The organism is Ruegeria sp. THAF57 (assembly GCF_903914075.1).
In the GTDB taxonomy this organism is placed as follows: Bacteria; Pseudomonadota; Alphaproteobacteria; order Rhodobacterales; family Rhodobacteraceae; genus Ruegeria.
In genome coordinates, this window is record NZ_CAIWNQ010000002.1 from 227188 (window position 1) to 245685 (window position 18498).

Annotated in this window: 19 protein-coding genes; 4 read left to right on the forward strand and 15 right to left on the reverse strand. The window is 59.0% G+C overall.

Annotated elements, in window-relative coordinates:
• Nucleotides 1-212: 212 nt before the first annotated feature.
• From pheS to RUESEDTHA_RS05175, 6 genes are all read right to left on the reverse strand, one after another.
• On the reverse strand, nucleotides 213-1286 hold the full coding sequence (gene pheS, locus RUESEDTHA_RS05150) for a phenylalanine--tRNA ligase subunit alpha (protein ID WP_180884998.1): 1074 nt from the start codon (nucleotides 1284-1286) through the stop codon (nucleotides 213-215).
• A gap of 85 nt (nucleotides 1287-1371) precedes the next feature.
• Nucleotides 1372-2439 (reverse strand): Hint domain-containing protein, encoded by a 1068-nt coding sequence (locus RUESEDTHA_RS05155; protein WP_180885000.1) that lies wholly within the window; start codon nucleotides 2437-2439, stop codon nucleotides 1372-1374.
• A gap of 127 nt (nucleotides 2440-2566) precedes the next feature.
• Complete coding sequence (locus RUESEDTHA_RS05160) at nucleotides 2567-3937, reverse strand: glutamate--cysteine ligase (RefSeq protein ID WP_180885002.1); 1371 nt, start codon at nucleotides 3935-3937, stop codon at nucleotides 2567-2569.
• 64 nt (nucleotides 3938-4001) lie between these two features.
• Nucleotides 4002-4529, reverse strand: a complete 528-nt coding sequence (locus tag RUESEDTHA_RS05165) for a hypothetical protein (RefSeq protein ID WP_171211715.1) — start codon at nucleotides 4527-4529, stop codon at nucleotides 4002-4004.
• Nucleotides 4526-5374 carry a GNAT family N-acetyltransferase gene (locus RUESEDTHA_RS05170; protein ID WP_180885004.1) on the reverse strand — a complete coding sequence of 283 codons (849 nt, stop codon included), beginning with the start codon at nucleotides 5372-5374 and terminating at the stop codon, nucleotides 4526-4528. Before RUESEDTHA_RS05170 ends, RUESEDTHA_RS05165 begins: the two co-directional genes overlap by 4 nt.
• Nucleotides 5371-6096: a 16S rRNA (uracil(1498)-N(3))-methyltransferase gene (locus RUESEDTHA_RS05175; RefSeq protein WP_180885006.1), complete on the reverse strand. Its 726-nt coding sequence runs from the start codon at nucleotides 6094-6096 to the stop codon at nucleotides 5371-5373. The genes RUESEDTHA_RS05170 and RUESEDTHA_RS05175 overlap by 4 nt, the downstream gene beginning before the upstream one ends.
• A gap of 12 nt (nucleotides 6097-6108) precedes the next feature.
• On the opposite strand from RUESEDTHA_RS05175, the gene ubiA reads away from it, so the two are divergent.
• The 3 genes from ubiA to RUESEDTHA_RS05190 all read left to right on the forward strand — a co-directional run bounded on the left by ubiA (nucleotide 6109) and on the right by RUESEDTHA_RS05190 (nucleotide 9369).
• A complete protein-coding gene (gene ubiA, locus RUESEDTHA_RS05180; RefSeq protein WP_180885008.1) occupies nucleotides 6109-7071 on the forward strand; it encodes a 4-hydroxybenzoate octaprenyltransferase in 963 nt (320 codons plus the stop codon).
• Nucleotides 7072-7136: 65 nt separating this feature from the next.
• Nucleotides 7137-9047 carry an OmpA family protein gene (locus tag RUESEDTHA_RS05185; RefSeq protein WP_180885010.1) on the forward strand — a complete coding sequence of 637 codons (1911 nt, stop codon included), beginning with the start codon at nucleotides 7137-7139 and terminating at the stop codon, nucleotides 9045-9047.
• Between the two features lies 1 nt (nucleotide 9048).
• A complete protein-coding gene (locus RUESEDTHA_RS05190) occupies nucleotides 9049-9369 on the forward strand; it encodes a hypothetical protein (RefSeq protein WP_170387322.1) in 321 nt (106 codons plus the stop codon).
• A gap of 1 nt (nucleotide 9370) precedes the next feature.
• Here RUESEDTHA_RS05190 and RUESEDTHA_RS05195 read toward each other — a convergent pair whose 3' ends face one another.
• From RUESEDTHA_RS05195 to pgsA, 3 genes are read right to left on the reverse strand one after another with little or no spacing between them, the layout of a single operon-like run.
• Nucleotides 9371-9814 (reverse strand): molybdenum cofactor biosynthesis protein MoaE, encoded by a 444-nt coding sequence (locus RUESEDTHA_RS05195; protein WP_180885012.1) that lies wholly within the window; start codon nucleotides 9812-9814, stop codon nucleotides 9371-9373.
• A gap of 3 nt (nucleotides 9815-9817) precedes the next feature.
• Nucleotides 9818-10063 carry a molybdopterin converting factor subunit 1 gene (moaD, locus tag RUESEDTHA_RS05200; protein ID WP_142635267.1) on the reverse strand — a complete coding sequence of 82 codons (246 nt, stop codon included), beginning with the start codon at nucleotides 10061-10063 and terminating at the stop codon, nucleotides 9818-9820.
• 3 nt (nucleotides 10064-10066) lie between these two features.
• Entirely contained in the window at nucleotides 10067-10735 is a 669-nt protein-coding gene (pgsA, locus tag RUESEDTHA_RS05205; protein WP_171122753.1) for a CDP-diacylglycerol--glycerol-3-phosphate 3-phosphatidyltransferase, read from the reverse strand.
• A 170-nt stretch (nucleotides 10736-10905) separates the two neighbouring features.
• On the opposite strand from pgsA, the gene RUESEDTHA_RS05210 reads away from it, so the two are divergent.
• Complete coding sequence (locus RUESEDTHA_RS05210) at nucleotides 10906-11790, forward strand: DMT family transporter (protein WP_180885014.1); 885 nt, start codon at nucleotides 10906-10908, stop codon at nucleotides 11788-11790.
• On the opposite strand, the gene uvrC is transcribed toward RUESEDTHA_RS05210, so the two are convergent.
• The 6 genes from uvrC to RUESEDTHA_RS05240 form a co-directional block, all read right to left on the reverse strand.
• Nucleotides 11787-13661, reverse strand: a complete 1875-nt coding sequence (gene uvrC / locus RUESEDTHA_RS05215; RefSeq protein ID WP_180885016.1) for an excinuclease ABC subunit UvrC — start codon at nucleotides 13659-13661, stop codon at nucleotides 11787-11789. The genes RUESEDTHA_RS05210 and uvrC overlap by 4 nt on opposite strands.
• Nucleotides 13662-13951: 290 nt before the next feature.
• The gene (locus tag RUESEDTHA_RS05220; protein WP_180885018.1) at nucleotides 13952-14731 is read right to left on the reverse strand and encodes an SDR family oxidoreductase; all 780 of its coding nucleotides are present in this window, start codon (nucleotides 14729-14731) and stop codon (nucleotides 13952-13954) included.
• A gap of 21 nt (nucleotides 14732-14752) precedes the next feature.
• Nucleotides 14753-15715: a calcium/sodium antiporter gene (locus RUESEDTHA_RS05225; RefSeq protein WP_171122759.1), complete on the reverse strand. Its 963-nt coding sequence runs from the start codon at nucleotides 15713-15715 to the stop codon at nucleotides 14753-14755.
• A gap of 168 nt (nucleotides 15716-15883) precedes the next feature.
• The gene (locus RUESEDTHA_RS05230) at nucleotides 15884-16681 is read right to left on the reverse strand and encodes a S49 family peptidase (protein ID WP_171124291.1); all 798 of its coding nucleotides are present in this window, start codon (nucleotides 16679-16681) and stop codon (nucleotides 15884-15886) included.
• A 113-nt stretch (nucleotides 16682-16794) separates the two neighbouring features.
• The gene (locus RUESEDTHA_RS05235) at nucleotides 16795-17556 is read right to left on the reverse strand and encodes an ABC transporter permease (protein ID WP_171124289.1); all 762 of its coding nucleotides are present in this window, start codon (nucleotides 17554-17556) and stop codon (nucleotides 16795-16797) included.
• Nucleotides 17553-18482 (reverse strand): ABC transporter ATP-binding protein, encoded by a 930-nt coding sequence (locus RUESEDTHA_RS05240; protein WP_180885020.1) that lies wholly within the window; start codon nucleotides 18480-18482, stop codon nucleotides 17553-17555. Before RUESEDTHA_RS05240 ends, RUESEDTHA_RS05235 begins: the two co-directional genes overlap by 4 nt.
• Nucleotides 18483-18498 lie beyond the last annotated feature (16 nt).

The window sequence follows — 18498 nt, forward strand, 5'->3', positions numbered from 1 at the left end:
ATATTGGTGTAGGCCGGGCTTCAGCCCGGCACCCGACGCAAGGCGGGCTAAAGCCCGGCCTAGAATCAACGCAGCGCCAAGCCGCACAATTCCACTTTCTCTTCTTTGTCCCGCGCTGCACTTGCACAATTCGCGATTTTTCTTCCTGTCGCAGCCTCACTTACATGCTGAAACGAACGTAAGCGGGCCAAATACAGTCCCAGAGGGTACATCTACCTACTCAAACCACCATGCAGGTTCGGCATATCCAGCGCAGCAAACCCGTAGTGTCTCAGCCAGCGCAGGTCGGAATCAAAGAACGCCCGCAGGTCAGGAATGCCGTATTTCAGCATCGCCAGACGGTCGATGCCGATCCCAAACGCAAAGCCCTGATAGACCTCGGGGTCGATGCCACCGGCGGCGATCACCTTGGGGTGAACCATGCCGGAACCCAAAATCTCCATCCAGTCGTCGCCCTCACCGATCTTAAGCTGGCCGTTGTCCCACGAGCAGCGGATATCAACCTCAGCCGAGGGCTCGGTGAAGGGGAAGTGCGAGGCGCGGAAGCGCAGTTCGACATCGTCGACTTCGAAGAACGCCTTCACGAACTCCTCCAGAACCCATTTCAGGTTCGCCATCGAGATGTCTTTGTCGATGGCCAGCCCCTCGACCTGATGGAACATCGGCGTGTGGGTCTGGTCATAGTCGGCGCGATACACACCGCCCGGACAGATGACGCGGATCGGCGCGCCTTGCAGCTCCATCGACCTGATCTGCACCGGAGACGTATGGGTGCGCAGAACATGCGGCGGGCGGTCGTCGCCTTCGGCGCGGCGCATATAGAACGTGTCCATCTCGGCCCGCGCGGGGTGGTGGCCGGGGATGTTCAGGGCGTCGAAGTTGTGCCAATCGGTCTCGATCCGCGGCCCTTCGGCCACCGAGAAACCCAATTCGGCAAAGATCGCAGTCAGTTCCTCGGTCGCCTGACTGACCGGGTGGATCGACCCCTGACGGCGCGCGCGGGTCGGCAGGGTCACGTCCAGCCATTCAGTGCGCAGGCGTTCGTCCAGTGCGGCATCGGCCAAAGCCGCCTTTTTCGCGGACAGGGCCGAGTTGATCTCGTCCTTCAGGGCGTTCAGCGCGGGGCCTGCAACTTGGCGTTCCTCGGGCGTCATTTTGCCCAGCTCGCGCATCTTCAGCGCGACCTCCCCTTTTTTGCCCACGGCCGCAACGCGGATCGCCTCAAGCGCGTTTTCGTCGCCCGCACCGGCGATCTGCCCCAGATATTTTGCCTTAAGATCGTCCATGACGCTTCCTGAACCTGGCCCCTGACTGATGTTCAGGACCTGCTATCACAGCGACGCGCGAAAGCAAGAGGGGGCCGGTGCGCTTTCAAATCGACCGCAGCGTGATTGCCTCGGCCTTGCGCTTTACCGTGCGCGAGGTCGGACCATAACTGTCAGGATGGTTGCGCAATTCGGGAAACAGAGCGAACAACTCGTCCGCCGTGTCAGCGCCAAGCCCCTTAAGCCCTTCACCCCCTGGAAAAAAACTCTCAGAAATCAGGCCGGAGGTTGAGACAAGCTGATGGCGATCAAACATCAGATGCACATAGCGCACGATATCGCAGGGCGCAGAAGCGATCGTTTTGCCATTGGCCAAAGCGCTGGCGGCGATCAGAACGTCGTCCTCGCCAAACAGCAATTGCGCCTGCCAGCCAGAGATCAGCAAACGGTGTTGGGGTGAGACAAGGATGTCACGCTGCGCGCCCAAGGTGCCGGCCTGAATCCGAACAGGGGCAAACCGGTCGGTGCCCCTAACCGTCCGTCCCCCGACCCACCGCACCGGGCACGCGCCGTCGTCAACGGTCAAAACCAGATCGCCCGGCTTCAGCGTTTCAACCCTTCGCGGGCCGCCCGGTGTATCCACAAGAGATCCTGCCACAAAACAGGCCGCACCGCTGTCACCCGGCGAAAGAGGCGCGTTAACCTGCGTATCGGGGTCAGGTTGATTAAACTGAATAGACGTCGTCGTCTGATTCGGACTTGTCACAACCGGCAGATTTTCCGAGGTCGCACCAGCAGCGACCCCATCCAAAGCCAGAATATTCTGCGTCCCGCCACCGATATCATAAAAGTCAATCACTTCGTTCGTCGCGGTGTTGGTAAGCGCATATGCCTCAAAATTGTTCGGACCACCGCCATTGGGATCGGTAAGCAGGATCGGGAAATCGTCCGCCGAGATCACAAAAACCTGCTCGCCATTTTCGAGATCGGTAAAGACCTGAACAGACGGGTCATCAAGCGGGATTTCTATGCCGACCGTACCGTTGGCCTGATAAAAGGACACCGTGAAATCCGACGGGTCCTCGGACGGGCTGAGCGAGACTTCCAAAAACTCGGCCACGCCTGTTTGCGCGGCATAAGCGTTCGAATAATGTAGTTCACTGATACGAGCCATATGTCCACCGACACACAAAGGTTTGTCGGGACTATACCCTCAAAACCGAAAACCGAACCTTAATACACATGAGATTTGGACCGGGGATCACCCATTTGCAACAATCCGGCGATGGGCCTGACGGCAATCAATAGCTGTATTCGGGATAAATCCGTGTCAGATCGCCATTCCAGTCGCCATTGTAGCGATCCAGCAACTCATCCGCGGGAACTTTGCCTGTCTCGATGCTGTCCTTCAGAGCATTCAGAAAATGGGTCTCATCCGGAACCAACCCGCCAGCGCCGGGCAAGGCGCGGGATTTCAGGCCAGACTCGGCAATCGAAACAACTTCGCGCGCAAGATCGTACATATTGATGTTTCCGACCCGTGCCTGCAGGCCATCTTTGGCGGCCTCGACGCGTAAGGATTCGCGCGTTTCAGCGTCCCATCCTTTGACCAGATCCCATGCAGCATCCAGAGCGCCCTGATCATAGGTCAGACCGACCCAGAAGGCAGGCAGTGCACACAGGCGACGCCAAGGGCCGCCATCTGCGCCGCGCATCTCCATGAACTTCTTGATCCGCGCTTCGGGGAAGGCGGTCGTCAGGTGATCGGCCCAATCCGACAGGGTTGGCGTTTCACCCGGCAACGCGGGTAGTTTACCCTGCAGGAAGTCGCGGAAGGACATGCCCAGCGCGTTTATGTATTCGCCGTCGCGATAGACAAAATACATCGGCACATCGAGCGCGTATTGCACGTAACGCTCGAACCCGAAGCCTTCTTCGAATACGAAAGGCAGCATACCCGTCCGCGCATCGTCCAAATGCCGCCAGATATAGCTGCGCCAGCTTTTCTGGCCGTTCACCTTGCCCTCGAAGAACGGCGAGTTCGCAAACAGTGCGGTCGCCACCGGTTGCAGCGCAAGCGCCACGCGCAGTTTCTGCACCATGTCGGCCTCGGACCCAAAGTCGATATTGACCTGAACGGTACAAGTCCGGCGCATCATGGCGCGCCCCATGGTGCCAACCTTTTCCATATAGTCGTTCATCAACCGATAGCGGCCCTTGGGCATCAACGGCATCTCGTCATGGGTCCAGATGGGGGCCGCGCCCAGACCGATGAACCCCACGCCGATCTCATCGGCGATATCTTTCACCTCGCGCAGGTGGGTGTTCACCTCATCGCAGGTTTCGTGGATGGTCTCGAGCGGAGCACCCGACAACTCCAGCGCACCACCAGGTTCAAGGCTGACATTCGCGCCATCTTTCTCAAGCCCGATCAAGTGACCCGCTTCGCGCACCTCGGCCCAGCCATGGCGGTCGCGCAGACCTTCCAGTACAGCCACGATCGAGCGTTTGCCTTCAAACGGCAGCGGTTTCAGAGTGTCCTTGCAATAGCCGAACTTCTCATGCTCGGTCCCGATACGCCAATCGGACTTGGGCTTGCAGCCCGATTCCAGATATTCGGCAAGTTGTTCGTGGCGTTCGATCGGCCCGCCGCCGGACTGGGGGATGGACATGAACCGCTCTCCGATCCTGATGTGTCTGTCTTTGGGTCAGTCGTGCGGTGAAATGCCGCCAGTGTCAATGCAGCCGAAGATGTGGCGGGCGCATCGGGTTCCGCTCCCATATAACTACCGGATGCACGCCTCCGCTGTTCAGTTCCGCCAGCATTGCTTCGGTTTTAAGCCCCGGCAAGGCCGAGAAAACGTCGAACAACGCCTCGGCCCCTTCTGCATTCACAGGAATGTGAAGCGCAGGCTGACCCGGCTGATCCAGAACCCAATGCGCGGGGTTCGAGGTCGGGTCCAACGCCAGCCGCTCGATTTCACGCGCAGCGACGATGCCACCATCCAACGGGCCAAGATACGTGATCTGCCCTTCGTCAATAGTAACAACACCGGGTCCGCCTGCCCCGGTTCTGAATCGCGCGCGTTGAATACCGACCACGGTCAACGCTGCGGCGACAATTACCAGCACCCACCCCAACCAGCCAAGCAGGCCCCCGGGACCGCTGATCCAACTGAGACCGACCAATAGAACCACACCGGCCGCCAGCACCTCGCGCCAGCGCCACAGGGTTAGTTTGGCTTCGGGTCGGATGAAACTCATGCCGGGTCCTTTGGGGTCTTGAACAGTATCAGGGAATACTGACCTGCGGGTTTAAATCCGATTGCGATATAAGCACGCGCAGCGGAATCGGAAGCCGCAAATAGAACAGCGCGGGTTACACCCGCTGCCCGAGCCTCAAGCAGGTGCAGCGCGACGGCCAGTTTCGCATAGCCGCATCCGCGCAAGTCAGGCGGGGTGTAAACGCCGCCGATTTGCACTACCTCGGGCAATCGCGCATTGAACCCCGTCATTCCCACAGGCTGACCGGTAATCAGCAAAGCCCGATGAGAATCGCGTTCAACATAGGCGGCAATGTCTTTCTTTGACTGGCTTTGCGCACGATCCAAGTCGAACCCCATCGCTTCGGTCAGATAGCTCTGACGCCAGCCCTCGGTAACTTCGCGATCCACATCACCCAGCGGCACTAGCGTGGTGCCGGACGTGTCGGGCAAGATGATGTCGTTCAGATCCAGTGTGAAGCCCGGCTCATCACTGTTCATGGTCGCAGGCCGATCGTCCCACCCTGCCAGATGCATGAATCGGCGGGCCTGCGTTGCCTCAGCCGCCAGACCGAACAACGCGCGACCCCGGATTAACTGTATCGCATCCGCCAGCTCAGCATCGCTGCAATCAGGGCATTGCGGCAGCACCATACCCTCGTTCGTGATGGCAAGAATGGCCCGCGGTCCATCGCCCAATGCCCAGACATTCACCGCACGCGGGTCACTTCCCCGCAATCCAAAATCACGTAAATTGGCCAGAGGAAACATCGACGTCTGAATGTGTTCCGACAGAAACCGGTCGATCTTTGGCACGTCCTCTTGCCGCGCCTGCTGCCACGTCACGCCCAATCCCCCAACGCCTGCTGCCACATGGTCAGCGCCGCCACCGCAGCCGTATCCGCGCGCAGGATGCGTGGGCCAAGGCTGACCACATGCGCATAGGGCAACCCGGTCAGGCGCTTGCGCTCGCGGTCGGAAAAGCCACCCTCCGGGCCGATCAGAATCGCCCAGGGTTGGCCTTTTTCCTGCGATGCCAGACGCAATGCTGACCCAACCTCGGCCTCGTCGCAGAACATCAGTTGACGACCTTCAGGCCATGTATCCAGCATCCGGTCCAGCCGTTGCAGATCGGCGACTTCGGGCACATAAGTCCCGCCGCATTGCTCGGCGGCCTCGACCGCGTGGGCCTGCAGGCGGTCCTGTCGGATGCGTTCGGAATTGGTAAACTCGGTCTGCACGGGCAGGATGCGCGCGGCACCCATCTCGGTCGCCTTTTCGACAATGAAATCCGTCCGTGCTTTTTTGATCGGCGCAAAAATCAGCCACAGATCAGGCGGCAGCTGCAAAGGTTTCGACTGTTCCAGACAGGTCAGAACCCCGCCGCGCTTACCGGCCTGCGCGACCTGGGCCAGCCACTCTCCGTCTTGGCCGTTGAACAGCGCCACGTGCCCGCCCACGGCCAGACGCATGACGCCAAACAGGTAATGCGCCTGCTCGCGCGTCAAATCAACGGATTGCCCCCGACCCAGAGGGTGCTCTACATACAGTCTGATCTTTGCACTCATGAGACGTTACATATGCAAGGCAACGCCCCAACACCAGACGGCCAGGTCTCCGATGCGGTATCCGGCAACTGGGTCGATACACACGCGCCCGCTTTCGCCCGGCCATACTTGCGCCTGAGCCGTGCAGACCGGCCCATCGGCACATGGCTATTGCTGATCCCCTGCTGGTGGGGTCTGGCGCTGGCGATCCTGAGCGACGGCAATCCGCGCTGGGAAGATCTTTGGATCGCTGTCGCCTGTGCCATCGGTGCGTTCCTGATGCGGGGCGCGGGCTGCACATGGAATGATATCACCGACCGAGAATTCGATGCTCAGGTCGAACGCACCCGGTCGCGGCCCATCCCTTCGGGCCAGGTCAGTGTGCGGCAAGCTGCGTTCTGGATGGTGCTGCAATGCCTTCTGGCATTGATGATTCTGCTGACCTTCAACCGGGCCGCCATTGCCATAGGCGTGCTGTCGCTTCTTCCTGTAACGATCTACCCTTTCGCCAAACGCTTCACATGGTGGCCGCAGGTGTTTCTGGGCCTCGCGTTCAATTGGGGTATCCTTCTGACTTGGGCCGCGCATACGGGAACGGTCAGCGTTCCCGCAATCACGCTGTATCTGGCGGGTATCGCGTGGACGTTGTTCTATGACACGATCTATGCCCATCAGGACGCCGAAGATGACGAGCTGATCGGCATCAAATCCACCGCCCGTCTATTTGGTGAGAACACGGCGAAATGGCTGAAATACTTCCTTGTCGCAACCGTTGCGTTAATGGGCCTTGCGATCATCGATGCAGCAACGACACAGGCGTCGACCCTTGCACTGTTCGTGGCTCTTTTTGGCCCTTGGGCCATGGGATGGCACATGGCGTGGCAGTTGCGCGGATTGGACACGGATGACAACGCCAAGCTGCTGCAATTGTTTCGCGCCAATCGGGACACCGGCCTTATTCCGCTGATCTTCCTTGGCGTCGCATTGCTGGTCTGATTGCACCTCGGCGCAGGCCTCTGTAAGAGTGCTGCTCAATCACCCGAGGAGTCGATTGCCCGCACATGCGCCTGCCCTATTTCATCGCCGTTGCCCTGATTTTCCTCGTGTCAGCCGGAGTATCCCTGCTGGCAGCCAGTTACGCGGTGACAAAGGTCGAAGAGGCATCCGAGTTCGCAGTGCGGCGCGCGCTGGACCTTAAAGGCCATGACTGGGCCGAGGTTGAATCCGACGGCCTGCGGGTCATCCTGACCGGAACCGCACAGGATGAGGCCGCCCGCTTCAACGCGTTAACAGCCGCAGGGACCGAAGTTGATACGTCGCGCGTCATTGACGAGATGCAGGTTGAAGCGACGCGTCAGTTGGCTCCACCACGCTTTTCCGCAGAAATCCTGCGCAACGACAGCGGCATTTCGGTTATTGGCCTCATACCTGCCAGCCAGGACCGGGACGCGTTTGTAGACCGGCTTCGCAATCTGGATGGCGGCAAGGTCTCGGACCTAATGGAAACCGCAGACTATCCAAAGCCGAAAGGCTGGGAAGAAGCGTTAAACTATTCGGTTGAGGCGCTGGCACGTCTGCCGCGCGCCAAAATCTCGGCCAGCCCCGGACTGGTCAAGATCACGGCCATCGCAGACAGCCAGCAGGAAAAAGAGCAACTGGAACAGGACCTGACCCGGGCAGCCCCCCCCAGCCTGCGCATCGGGCTGTCCATTTCGGCCCCAAGACCGGTGATCACGCCTTTCACCCTGCGTTATTTGATTGATGAGTCCGGCGGGACCTTTGATGCGTGCTCGGCGCAAGACGAAGAAGCGCGCGACACGATAATCCAAGCGGCGAAAGGCGCTGGTCTGACGGGGCCGTATTCCTGCACGATCGGGCTGGGTGTGCCATCGCCCCGCTGGCCCGAGGCTGCATCTCTGGGCATACGCGCACTGGCGGAAATTGGTCAGGGTTCAATCACAATTTCGGATGCTGATGTAACGCTGGTCGCCGCCGAAGGCACCAATCCCGCGCTTTTTGACCGGATCGTAGGCGAGCTTGAGGCCGCTCTGCCCGGTGTTTTCGCCTTGCACGCCGTATTGCCGGAACCGACCGAAGACGCACCTGCAGGTCCGACAGAGTTCTCCGCAACGCGCAGCCCCGAAGGTCTGGTGCAGATGCGGGGCCGTTTGGGTGACGAAGCGGCGCGCGACATGGTCGACAGTTTCGCACGGGCGGCTTTTGGGTCTGAACAAGTTTATACCGCCACGCGGATTGCCCCCGATTTACCGTCAGACTGGCCCGTGCGCGTGCTGGCTGGGCTCGAGGCCCTGTCTCACCTTCACAACGGCGCGCTAACGGTAACGCCGGATGATGTCGTCCTGAGCGGCATCAGTCACGATCCCGAGTCCAAGGCCCGCATCGCCGGTTTGCTCTCTGAAAAACTGGGGGACGCGCAGGATTATACCCTGTCCATTACCTACCAAGCCCCTCCCGAGCCCGAAGACACGCTGCCGGACCCCGAAATGTGTGAAGAGCGGATCGCGGAAATTCAGGCAGCAACCAAAATTGCCTTCGAGCCGGGCTCGGCCACGATTGCGTCGGACTCGCGCGATACGGTGAACCAAATTGCGGATATTCTGCGAGAGTGCGGTCCAATCCGGATGGAAATTCAGGGCCATACCGACAGTCAGGGCCGCGAAGAGATGAACCAGCAACTCAGCCAGGCGCGGGCACAGTCCATCCTGAACGAATTGCGCGGCCGCCGGATTCCAACCGGCAGCTATTCGGCCGTCGGCTATGGTGAAACCCAGCCCATCGCAGATAACGATACCGAAGAAGGCCGTGAGGAAAACCGCCGGATCGAGTTCCGGCTGATCCGACCCGAACCTGTCGCCAATTCCGAAACCGGGCTTGAGGCGATGGAAGCCACGACAGGCGACTCGGAAGACGCGCAGCCAGAGGCCGAAGATACCGGCGCAGAGGAACAGTAAGTTGAACAGAATCGAATTCATCATCGCCACCGCCGTTATCCTGTTTGCGGCTTTCTGCATGGGCTGGTTCGCCAACTGGCTTGCGCACCGCTTGTCGCGTGTGCGTCAAAGTGATGTCGCCGATCTGGACCGCATGAGCCAGGAATTGCACGAAGCCGAAGAAACCCGCGATCAGGCGATCACTTACCTGCAACAGCGTGAGGCGGAACTGACCAACCAACTGACGCAGGCAGAGGCAGAATTGTCCGCAGCCATGGATGGCCTGCGCGCTGCACGTCAGGAAGCCGAGGAACTGCGGGGCCGTATCAACAACGCGGACTGACCTACCACCGGGTCAGCGCATCTTCATCCTCGTCCTTGGCGGCCACCCAATCGGCCCCGTCCGACGTGATTTCCTTTTTCCAGAACGGAGCGCGGGATTTCAGATAGTCCATCAGAAATTCTGCGGCGTCGAACGCATCCTTGCGGTGCGGTGCGGCGGTTGCCACCATCATGATCCGATCCCCCGGAGCCAGCCGCCCGTGGCGGTGGATTACAAGGACATCACCCAGTGACCAGCGGCTTTGCGCCTCTTCCGCGATCTTGGTCAGGGCACGTTCGGTCATGCCGGGATAATGTTCGATCTCCATGACATCCAAATCGCCCGCAGCCAGATCACGGACAACGCCGGTAAATGTCACAATCGCCCCGTTTGCGGCATCCTTGGCGGCAAAAGCGTTGGCTTCGGCACCCAGATCAAACGCCTCTTCCTGAACCACGATACGCATGGATCAGCCGCCGGTCATGGGAGGAAAAAACGCGACTTCACGAACCCCGGCAAGCGGCGCGTCAAAGTCCGAAAGCTCCTGATCGAGCGCCACGCGCAGCGCCGAAAGATCAGCAAAGGCCGCGGCATAGCGATCCTCTCGCGCGCTGAGTTCCGCGACCAGATCGGAAACGGTCGCGGCTTCAGTTTCCACCCGCTCTTTCGGCAGGCCGATGCGTTCGCGCACCCAGGCGAAATACAGCACGTCCATCGCTTAGCTCTCCTTCAGATGGGGCATGGCTTTACGTAGGTAGTCGTAGCCCGTGATCAATGTCAGGGTCGCAGCGATCCACAGCAGCCACAATCCGATCCGGCCCGACCAGAACATCCCTTCCAGGTGCCAGCGGATGTTGTTTACATCACCTACCTGTCCCGTAAGAACCTGATCAATGGTCGTAGGATCCATTCCGAACGTGGACATCACAAAGTTATGCTCGAATATCCCCTGCGAAAACAGGATAGCGATCGCAACCATCTGCGCGGTGGTCTTCCACTTGGCCAGCTTGGTCACTTTCAGCGTCCCCGCCACATCCCCCAGGTATTCGCGCAGGCCCGAGACAAACACCTCGCGGAACAGGATCACGGTTGCAGGCAGTACCAGCCACGGCGTCCAGTGCTCGGTGGAATATCCAACAAGGATCATCAGCGCGATCACCACCATTGCCTTGTCAGCAATCGGGTCCAGCATTGCACCAATCTTGGTTTCCTGTTTCCACGCCCGCGCCAGATATCCATCAAACCAGTCGGTGATTGCGGCAGACAGAAACAGGATCAGGGCAAACCAATCCGCATAGGGCCGGGTGAAATACAGAAACATCACGGCCAGACCGGGGGCCGCAAGCAAGCGAAGAACGGTCAGAATATTGGGCAAGTTCCACTTCATGACCCGACCCTACATCGCCGGTTCGGGACATAAAAGGTGGCCCATCGAGAATCTGCCCCGATCACAGGCAGTTGTGGCGCCCGGGGTCAAAGGGTCGCAACCCGGGATGCACGGCTTGGCGCGCGGGGGCTTTGCGGTCAGATTGGCGCGCGGTCCAGACAGAGCAAAACATGACACAGCATATTCAAACCGACCCCCGATCCAACCTGATCGGCAGCGCGTGGATGATCGCCGCGATGGCGCTGTTCGCGCTAGAAGATGCGCTGATCAAGGCGGCCTCGGCTGCGATCCCGATCTGGCAGGTGCTGGTGCTGTTTGGCGCAGGCGGTGCGGTGATCTATGCGGCGGTGGCCCTGCTGCGTGGCACGCGGCTGTTTCAGGCCGATGTGCTGTCGCGCCCCATGAAAGTACGAGTGGTGTTCGAAATTCTGGGGCGCCTGTTCTATGTGCTGGCCATCGCACTAACGCCACTATCATCGGCCACGGTGATCTTACAGGCTACGCCTCTGGTCGTTGTCGCAGGAGCCGCGCTGGTCTTTGGCGAAACCGTCGGCTGGCGGCGGTGGAGCGCCATTCTGGTGGGCCTTATCGGCGTCGTCATCATCATCCAACCGACCGGGGACAGCTTTTCGGCCCTGTCCATCCTTGCGGTGCTTGGGATGCTGGGGTTCGCGGGCCGCGATCTGGCCAGCCGCGCCGCGCCGGCGTCACTGGGGACCGAGGTGCTGGGGTTCTACGGTTTCCTCTGCATCATCGTCGCCGGGCTGGCCTATCGGTTTTGGGAGGGGACACCGATGCAGCCCCTGACCGCCCATGTCGGCCTGCATATGACCGGCGCAATCGTGATGGGCGTCATGGCCTATGCCTCGCTGATGAAGGCGATGCGCACAGGCGAAGTCTCATCCGTCACGCCCTTCCGCTATTCGCGGCTGCTGTTCGGGATCGGGCTGGGCGTGGTGATGTTTGGCGAGGAACTGGATCAGACCATGTGGATCGGGTCAGCGCTGATCGTGGCCTCGGGGCTCTATATCCTGTGGCGCGGGCGGCGGACCTAGCCCTTGTCATGGAAGAAATCATAGACCTTCTGCGCCAGCCCGGCTGAGATCCCCTCAACTGCTTTCAAGTCCGCTAGATTGGCCCGGCTGACCGCCTTGGCGCTGCCGAAGTGGGTGAGCAAAGCGCGTTTGCGCGCCGCCCCCACGCCGGGAATTTCGTCCAGAGGCGTCGCCCCAACCGCCTTGGCCCGTTTGGCGCGATGGGTGCCGATGGCGAACCTGTGCGCCTCGTCCCGCAGACGCTGGATGAAATACAGCACGGGATCATTGCGTTTCAAAGCAAAGGCGCGCTGGCCGGTACGGTGGAATTCCTCTTTGCCGTGGTCGCGGTCCACGCCCTTGGCGACTCCAACCATGGGGATGTCTTCGACGCCATGTTCGACCATAATTTCATGCACCGCGCTGACCTGCCCCGCCCCGCCGTCGATCAACAGCAGGTCCGGCCAATGGCCCTTGTCGCGGTCGGGGTCTTCTTTCAACAGGCGGGTAAAGCGGCGGGTTAGGACCTCTTTCATCATGCCGAAGTCGTCGCCGGGGGTCAGGTCATCCCCGCGAATGTTGAACTTGCGATAAGCGTTTTTCATGAACCCTTCGGGACCCGCCACGATCATGCCGCCCACCGCGTTGGTGCCCTGAATATGGCTGTTGTCGTAGACCTCGATCCGGCCCGGAGGCCCTTCCAGATCAAACGCCTCGGCCACGCCACGCAACAGCTTGGCCTGCGTGGCGCTTTCCGACATGCGCCGCGCAAGCGACTCTCGTGCGTTGCGCAGGGCCCCAGCGATCAGCTCCTGTTTCTCACCGCGCTGGGGCACGAGGATTTCCACCTTGCGCCCGGCTTTCTCGGCCAGCGCTTGTTTCATCAGGTCAGCGTTCTCGATCCCGTCCGACAGGATCAGTTGACGCGGTGGCTCCTTGTTGTCGTAGAACTGGCCGAGGAACGCCTCCATCACCTCAGCCGGGGACACATCCGCGCCGACCCGAGGGTAGAAATCCTTGTTCCCCCAGTTCTGGTTCGCGCGGATAAAAAACACCTGCACACAGGCCTGCCCGCTCTCCATATAGAGGCCAATCACATCCGCCTCGGCCACGCCGCGCGGGTTGATGCCCTGGCTGGTCTGCACCTGCGTCAGCGCCCGGATACGATCTCGCAGGCCGGCGGCACGCTCGAACTCCATCGCCTCAGAGGCGGTCATCATCTGTTCGGCCAACTCCTCCTGCACTTTAGTCGATCGGCCCGAGAGGAAGCGTTCGGCATCCTTGACGCTTTCGCGGTAATCCGCTTCCGAGATCAGCCCGACGCATGGCCCCGAACACCGCTTGATCTGATACAGTAGACAGGGCCGCGTGCGGCTGTCGAACATGGAATCCGAGCAGTTCCGCAGAAGGAACGCTTTTTGCAGCTGGTTCAGCGTCCTATTCACTGCGCCCGCACTGGCAAACGGGCCGAAATACGCGCCCTTTTCCTTCTTCGCCCCACGATGCTTTTTGATCTGCGGAAAGCCATGATCCTTGGCGACCAGAATATTCGGAAAACTCTTATCGTCGCGCAGCAGTACGTTGTATTTGGGCTTGAGCTGCTTGATCAGGTTCTGCTCCAGCAGCAGCGCCTCGGTCTCGGTTCGCGTGGTCAGGAACATCATCGAGGCGGTTGCGGCGATCATCTTCTCGATCCGCCCCGAATGGCCGGGCCGCGTATAGTTCGACACCCGCGCCTTCAGGTTCCGCGCCTTGCCCACGTACAGAACCCGGCTGTCCGCATCCAACATCCTGTAAACGCCCGGAGAACTGTCCAGCGTTTTCACATAACGCTGTATACATTTGTATCCAGTGGCTTGGCCGTCGGGGTTCGATTCGTTCTGGGTGGTCATGAGTCCGAAATATGATTCCCTGACCATGGCTGCAATCTTAAGCGTCTCAATTCAAGAGAAAACAAATCCACGGTTTCTGTGGATAACTATGAAGATAAGTTTCCGAGGGTCTCGATTTTCCCTTGATTCATTAAGGATTCCTTGATTTGCACAAAAAATAGGCGCTATATTAACTTCTTGTTTTTAAATGTAATTTTTTCATACACATGGCAAGTGTATGAAAAAAAAGACAATTTTGTAACGTGCAAGTAACGGAAATGCGAGCGGTGCAAAACTTGAGGCAAAGATGCCTATTCAACCCCCAAAACATCCGGAGTTTGCCACCCAAGATGCTGCCCGCCATCGACGCATATTAACTGCCCGGTCACGGCGTGTGCGTCCAGAAAATATCCCAGCGCAGCGGTGATATCAGACGGGTTCGCGCCGCGTTCAAGCACGGTATTAGCGCGCTGCGCCTTGAAGTGATCTTCGCTTTGCCTGTGGCCCTGCATCGTCGGGCCGGGGCCAATCGCGTTGACGCGGATCGCGGGGGTTAGGGCCTGCGCTGCCGTGCGGGTCAGCGCCCAAAGACCCATCTTGGCAATAGTGTAGGACATGAACTCGGGCGTCAGTTTGCGGACACGCATATCAACCATGTTGACGATCAGGCCAACTGCCACGGGCTCTCCCGCATCGTCGGTATCCGGTTCCAGATCCTGCTCTGCCATTGCCTGTGTCAGAACGAAGGGCGCGCGCAGATTGCTGTCCAGATGCCGATCCCAGCTATCACGGGTCGCCGTATGGATGTTGTCATATTCAAAGATCGAGGCGTTGTTAACCAAACAGGTAATTGGCCCACCCAAAGCCTCAGCCGCGCGCGGCAAAAGCGTCTGGACCTGCGCCTCGTCCAGCAGGTCGGCCTGCAACGCGACGGCCTTGCGACCCATGGCCTGAACCTCGGATACAACTTCGGCGGCAGAATCAGCAGAAGTCGCGTAATGCACAGCAACATCATACCCGCGTTGGGCCAGATATAAGGCCATGGCTCGGCCAAGGCGGATTCCTGCACCGGTTACCAACGCTCGGGTCATACGTGTTCCCTCTTACTCAAGTCACGCCAACAAAGAGATGACGTAGACCGCATAGAGCAGAGTCAACAACAGACCCCACCCACGCGTGATGTCTTTTTTGAAGAACACGAACGGGATCAGCAACAGCGACGCGCCCAGCATGACCCATAGATCGAACCGCAGGAATTCCTGATCAACCGGAATAGGCCCGACCAGTGTGGCGATGCCCACGATGGCAAGCAGGTTGAACATGTTCGAGCCAATCACATTGCCCAACGCAACGTCCGCCTGACGGCGCAGAGCGGCCATGACAGTTGTTGCCAATTCCGGCAGCGAGGTCCCGACAGCCACCAGTGTCAGGCCGATCACGGTTTCGCTGACGCCATAGGTGCGTGCAATGACGGTTGCATTATCCACCAGCAGGTGCGCGCCCATCGGCAATCCGATCAGACCCAGAACCAGGTAGATCGAGATCTTCCAATAAGGCATATCCGGGTCGGCTTCTTCCAGCCCGTCAAGCTCTTCATCGTCGGCGCAGGCTTCACCGCAAGCCTTGCGGTGCGCGTGAGCCTCGCGGAACGCATTCCACAGAACAAGACCAAGCGCGGCCAGCAGGATTGCCCCGCTGTACAGATTGAATATGCCACAGAAGGCCAGTCCGATAAAAAGAACCGAGGCCAGCAGCATGAAGACATAGTTCTTGCGGCTGTCGCATTCACTGGTGTGCAGCGTCGCCAAAAGCGCAGGCAGACCCAGCACCAAAAGGATGTTGGCCGTGTTCGACCCCACCACGTTCCCCAGCGCGATCCCCGGCGCATTTTCCTTGATGGCGCTGATCGCAATCAGCAGTTCGGGGGCCGAAGTGCCAAAGGCCACGATTGTCAGACTGACAATCAGCGCGGGCACGCCCAGACGCAGGCTCAGGTTTACTGCACCACGCACCAGCGCATCACCCGCCAACAGCAGGATCAGCAGCCCGAGGCCGGAAAGCAGCCATGCCGTCATGTACGGCCTCCTTTTTCGCAGGCGCAGGGGCCTTTGCCGATCCTGAACCGCCCGCAGCGCGGGCATCTTGAAGACTGCAACCTCTGCTGTCCCGGAAAGCGCAGTTTCCCGAACATGGCCAGGACACCCATAGCAATCAGAAAAAGGGTTACGATCTTGATAATCACGTTACAAACCGAAACGCGCGTAAGCCGCGCGCTCCTCAAGGCCAGCAATCGCATCCTGGGCCAGTGACGCCCCGAACCGAGACCACAGCGGCTTACGAAGGCCATATCGGCGGAACTTTACCTTGTCGCCGAAACGCTCCTGCATCTTTGGCTTAAGATGGGCGATACCGTCGATCAGCCCCAATTCCCGCGCGCGCCGGGCCAACCAGACCTCGCCGGTGAACAGGTCCTCGTTCTCATCCAGCTTTGCGCCCCGGCGGTTTTTTACATGGGTGATGAAATTGTCGTGAATATCGGCCAGCAATCTTTCGAGCCGCGCGACATCCTCTTTCTTTTCCGGAGAGAACGGGTCCAGCATGGACTTTGACTGCCCGGCCGTGTGGACACGACGTTCAATTCCCTGACGTTTCAGCAACACATGCGCCCCGAACCCGGACGAGATCACCCCGATCGAGCCAAGAACCGAACTGTCGTCTGCATAGATTTCATCGGCCGCCGCCGCCAGCCAGTACCCGCCCGAGGCTGCAACATCCTCGACAAACGCAATGACCGGCACATTCAGTTCCTCGGACAAGCGCCGTATGCGGGCGCCAATCAACGAGCTTTGAACAGGTGATCCTCCGGGCGAATTGATCTCAAGCGCCACCGCCGAGGGTTTTCCCTTGCGAAAGGCTTTCTCAAGTACCGGGGCAAGCGAAGTATCGGACATCGACGCGCGGCCGGCCATTCCGATGGCACCGGACAATCGCACGACAGCGACGCTGGGTTGTTTTTTGAGAAACGGCAGGCTGAGTTTCATGGATGCCGATGTAGAGTGCAGCCAACCGGTAAACAAGGGACCGCTACGGCCTAAAACGCGACGTGAACCAAATTCCCACACATGACGGGCAAAAATGCAACGCCACGGATCGCCTAGCTGCGAATGCGCCAGCCTGTTTTGAAAATCCACCCGATGATGCCCAAACAGATGCCGGTGAACACCAAAATTGCCAAAAGGCTGAAGCCAATGGGAACATCGGCAAGCCCGTAGAACGACCAGCGGAACCCGGAAATCAGATAAACCACCGGATTGAACAGAGTGATTGTCTGCCACACCGGCGGCAGCATCGAAATCGAATAGAACGTACCACCCAGAAAGATCAGTGGCGTCACCACCAATTGTGGGACCAGTGACATCTGTTCAAAATTGCTGGCCCAGATACCGATTATAAACCCAAGCAGCGAAAAGCTGAGGCAAGTCAGAACCAGAAACCACACCATCGCAAAAGGATGTTCGATCCTTAAATCCACAAAGAAAGTGGCGGTAATCAGGATCACCACCCCCACGAACAGTGCCTTTGTCGCGGCGGCTCCGACATAGCCGATCACAATCTCGATAAAATTCACAGGGGCGGAAAGCAGTTCGTATATCGTGCCTAGGAACTTGGGAAAATAAATGCCAAAGGACGCGTTCGAGATCGACAGCATCACCACCGACAGCATGATAAGCCCCGGTACGATGAACGCACCATAAGATACGCCCTCGATCTCTTGGATACGGCTGCCGATGGCAGTTCCGAAAACCACGAAATACAACGAAGTGGACAGGACCGGAGACAGAAAGCTTTGCGCCAGTGTTCGAAAGAACCGAGCCATTTCGAACCGGTAGATGGCGGCGACGGCGGACCAGTTCATGCGGGGGCTCCGGACACTAGATTGACAAAAATTTCCTCAAGGCTCGATTGACGGGTCTGCACATCACGCAACACCAACCCCGCCTGCGCCACGTCGTTCAGCAAGGTGGTGATGCCTGTCCGGTCGGCGTGGATATCATAGGTATAGATCAGCACATCGCCATTCCCGTTCAAAGTCAGGTTATGCTCGGACAGGGCTTTGGGAATGGATTGAATGGGTTCTGTCAGCATGACCTCGATCTGCTTCTTGCCCATCTGGGCCATCAGTGTGTTCTTGTCCTGAACCAGCAGCAATTCACCCTTGTCGATGACCCCGACGCGGTCAGCGATGGCCTCTGCCTCTTCGATGTAATGTGTGGTCAGGATAATGGTGACGCCCGCCTGTTTGAGCTCGGCCACGATCTCCCACATGTCTTTGCGCAGCTCGACATCGACTCCGGCTGTGGGTTCGTCCAGAAACAACACGCGCGGTTCATGCGCCAGCGCCTTGGCGATCAGTACGCGGCGCTTCATGCCGCCTGACAATTCCTTGATCGCGTTCTTGCGCTTGTCCCACAAGGACAGCTTGCGCAGGATTTCCTCGATCCGAGTATTGTCAGCACCATACCCGAACAACCCGCGCGAAAACCGCACCGTATTCCAAACTTTCTCGAATGGCTCCAACGCAATCTCTTGCGGAACCAGCCCAATCATTCGACGGGCGGCCCGAAAATCGGTCTGGATATCATGCCCGCCCACCGTCACCGACCCGGAAGTCGGGGTCGTGATCCCGCAAACGGTTGAAATCAGGGTCGTCTTGCCCGCTCCGTTTGGCCCCAGCAGCGCAAGAATCTCACCTTCTTCAATATCCAATGAGACGCCCTTCAGCGCCTCGAAACCGTCGGCATAGGATTTGCGCAAGTCCCTGATGGACAGAATTGGTGTCATTCACTTTCCCCGTTCT

Coding starts and splice junctions, on each gene's coding strand:
- pheS (WP_180884998.1), bottom strand. CDS start 1,286: ATGGACGATCTTAAGGCAAAATATCTGGGGCAGATCGCCGGTGCGGGC.
- RUESEDTHA_RS05155 (WP_180885000.1), bottom strand. CDS start 2,439: ATGGCTCGTATCAGTGAACTACATTATTCGAACGCTTATGCCGCGCAA.
- RUESEDTHA_RS05160 (WP_180885002.1), bottom strand. CDS start 3,937: ATGTCCATCCCCCAGTCCGGCGGCGGGCCGATCGAACGCCACGAACAA.
- RUESEDTHA_RS05165 (WP_171211715.1), bottom strand. CDS start 4,529: ATGAGTTTCATCCGACCCGAAGCCAAACTAACCCTGTGGCGCTGGCGC.
- RUESEDTHA_RS05175 (WP_180885006.1), bottom strand. CDS start 6,096: ATGAGTGCAAAGATCAGACTGTATGTAGAGCACCCTCTGGGTCGGGGG.
- ubiA (WP_180885008.1), top strand. CDS start 6,109: ATGCAAGGCAACGCCCCAACACCAGACGGCCAGGTCTCCGATGCGGTA.
- RUESEDTHA_RS05185 (WP_180885010.1), top strand. CDS start 7,137: ATGCGCCTGCCCTATTTCATCGCCGTTGCCCTGATTTTCCTCGTGTCA.
- RUESEDTHA_RS05195 (WP_180885012.1), bottom strand. CDS start 9,814: ATGCGTATCGTGGTTCAGGAAGAGGCGTTTGATCTGGGTGCCGAAGCC.
- moaD (WP_142635267.1), bottom strand. CDS start 10,063: ATGGACGTGCTGTATTTCGCCTGGGTGCGCGAACGCATCGGCCTGCCG.
- pgsA (WP_171122753.1), bottom strand. CDS start 10,735: ATGAAGTGGAACTTGCCCAATATTCTGACCGTTCTTCGCTTGCTTGCG.
- RUESEDTHA_RS05210 (WP_180885014.1), top strand. CDS start 10,906: ATGACACAGCATATTCAAACCGACCCCCGATCCAACCTGATCGGCAGC.
- uvrC (WP_180885016.1), bottom strand. CDS start 13,661: ATGACCACCCAGAACGAATCGAACCCCGACGGCCAAGCCACTGGATAC.
- RUESEDTHA_RS05220 (WP_180885018.1), bottom strand. CDS start 14,731: ATGACCCGAGCGTTGGTAACCGGTGCAGGAATCCGCCTTGGCCGAGCC.
- RUESEDTHA_RS05225 (WP_171122759.1), bottom strand. CDS start 15,715: ATGACGGCATGGCTGCTTTCCGGCCTCGGGCTGCTGATCCTGCTGTTG.
- RUESEDTHA_RS05230 (WP_171124291.1), bottom strand. CDS start 16,681: ATGAAACTCAGCCTGCCGTTTCTCAAAAAACAACCCAGCGTCGCTGTC.
- RUESEDTHA_RS05235 (WP_171124289.1), bottom strand. CDS start 17,556: ATGAACTGGTCCGCCGTCGCCGCCATCTACCGGTTCGAAATGGCTCGG.
- RUESEDTHA_RS05240 (WP_180885020.1), bottom strand. CDS start 18,482: ATGACACCAATTCTGTCCATCAGGGACTTGCGCAAATCCTATGCCGAC.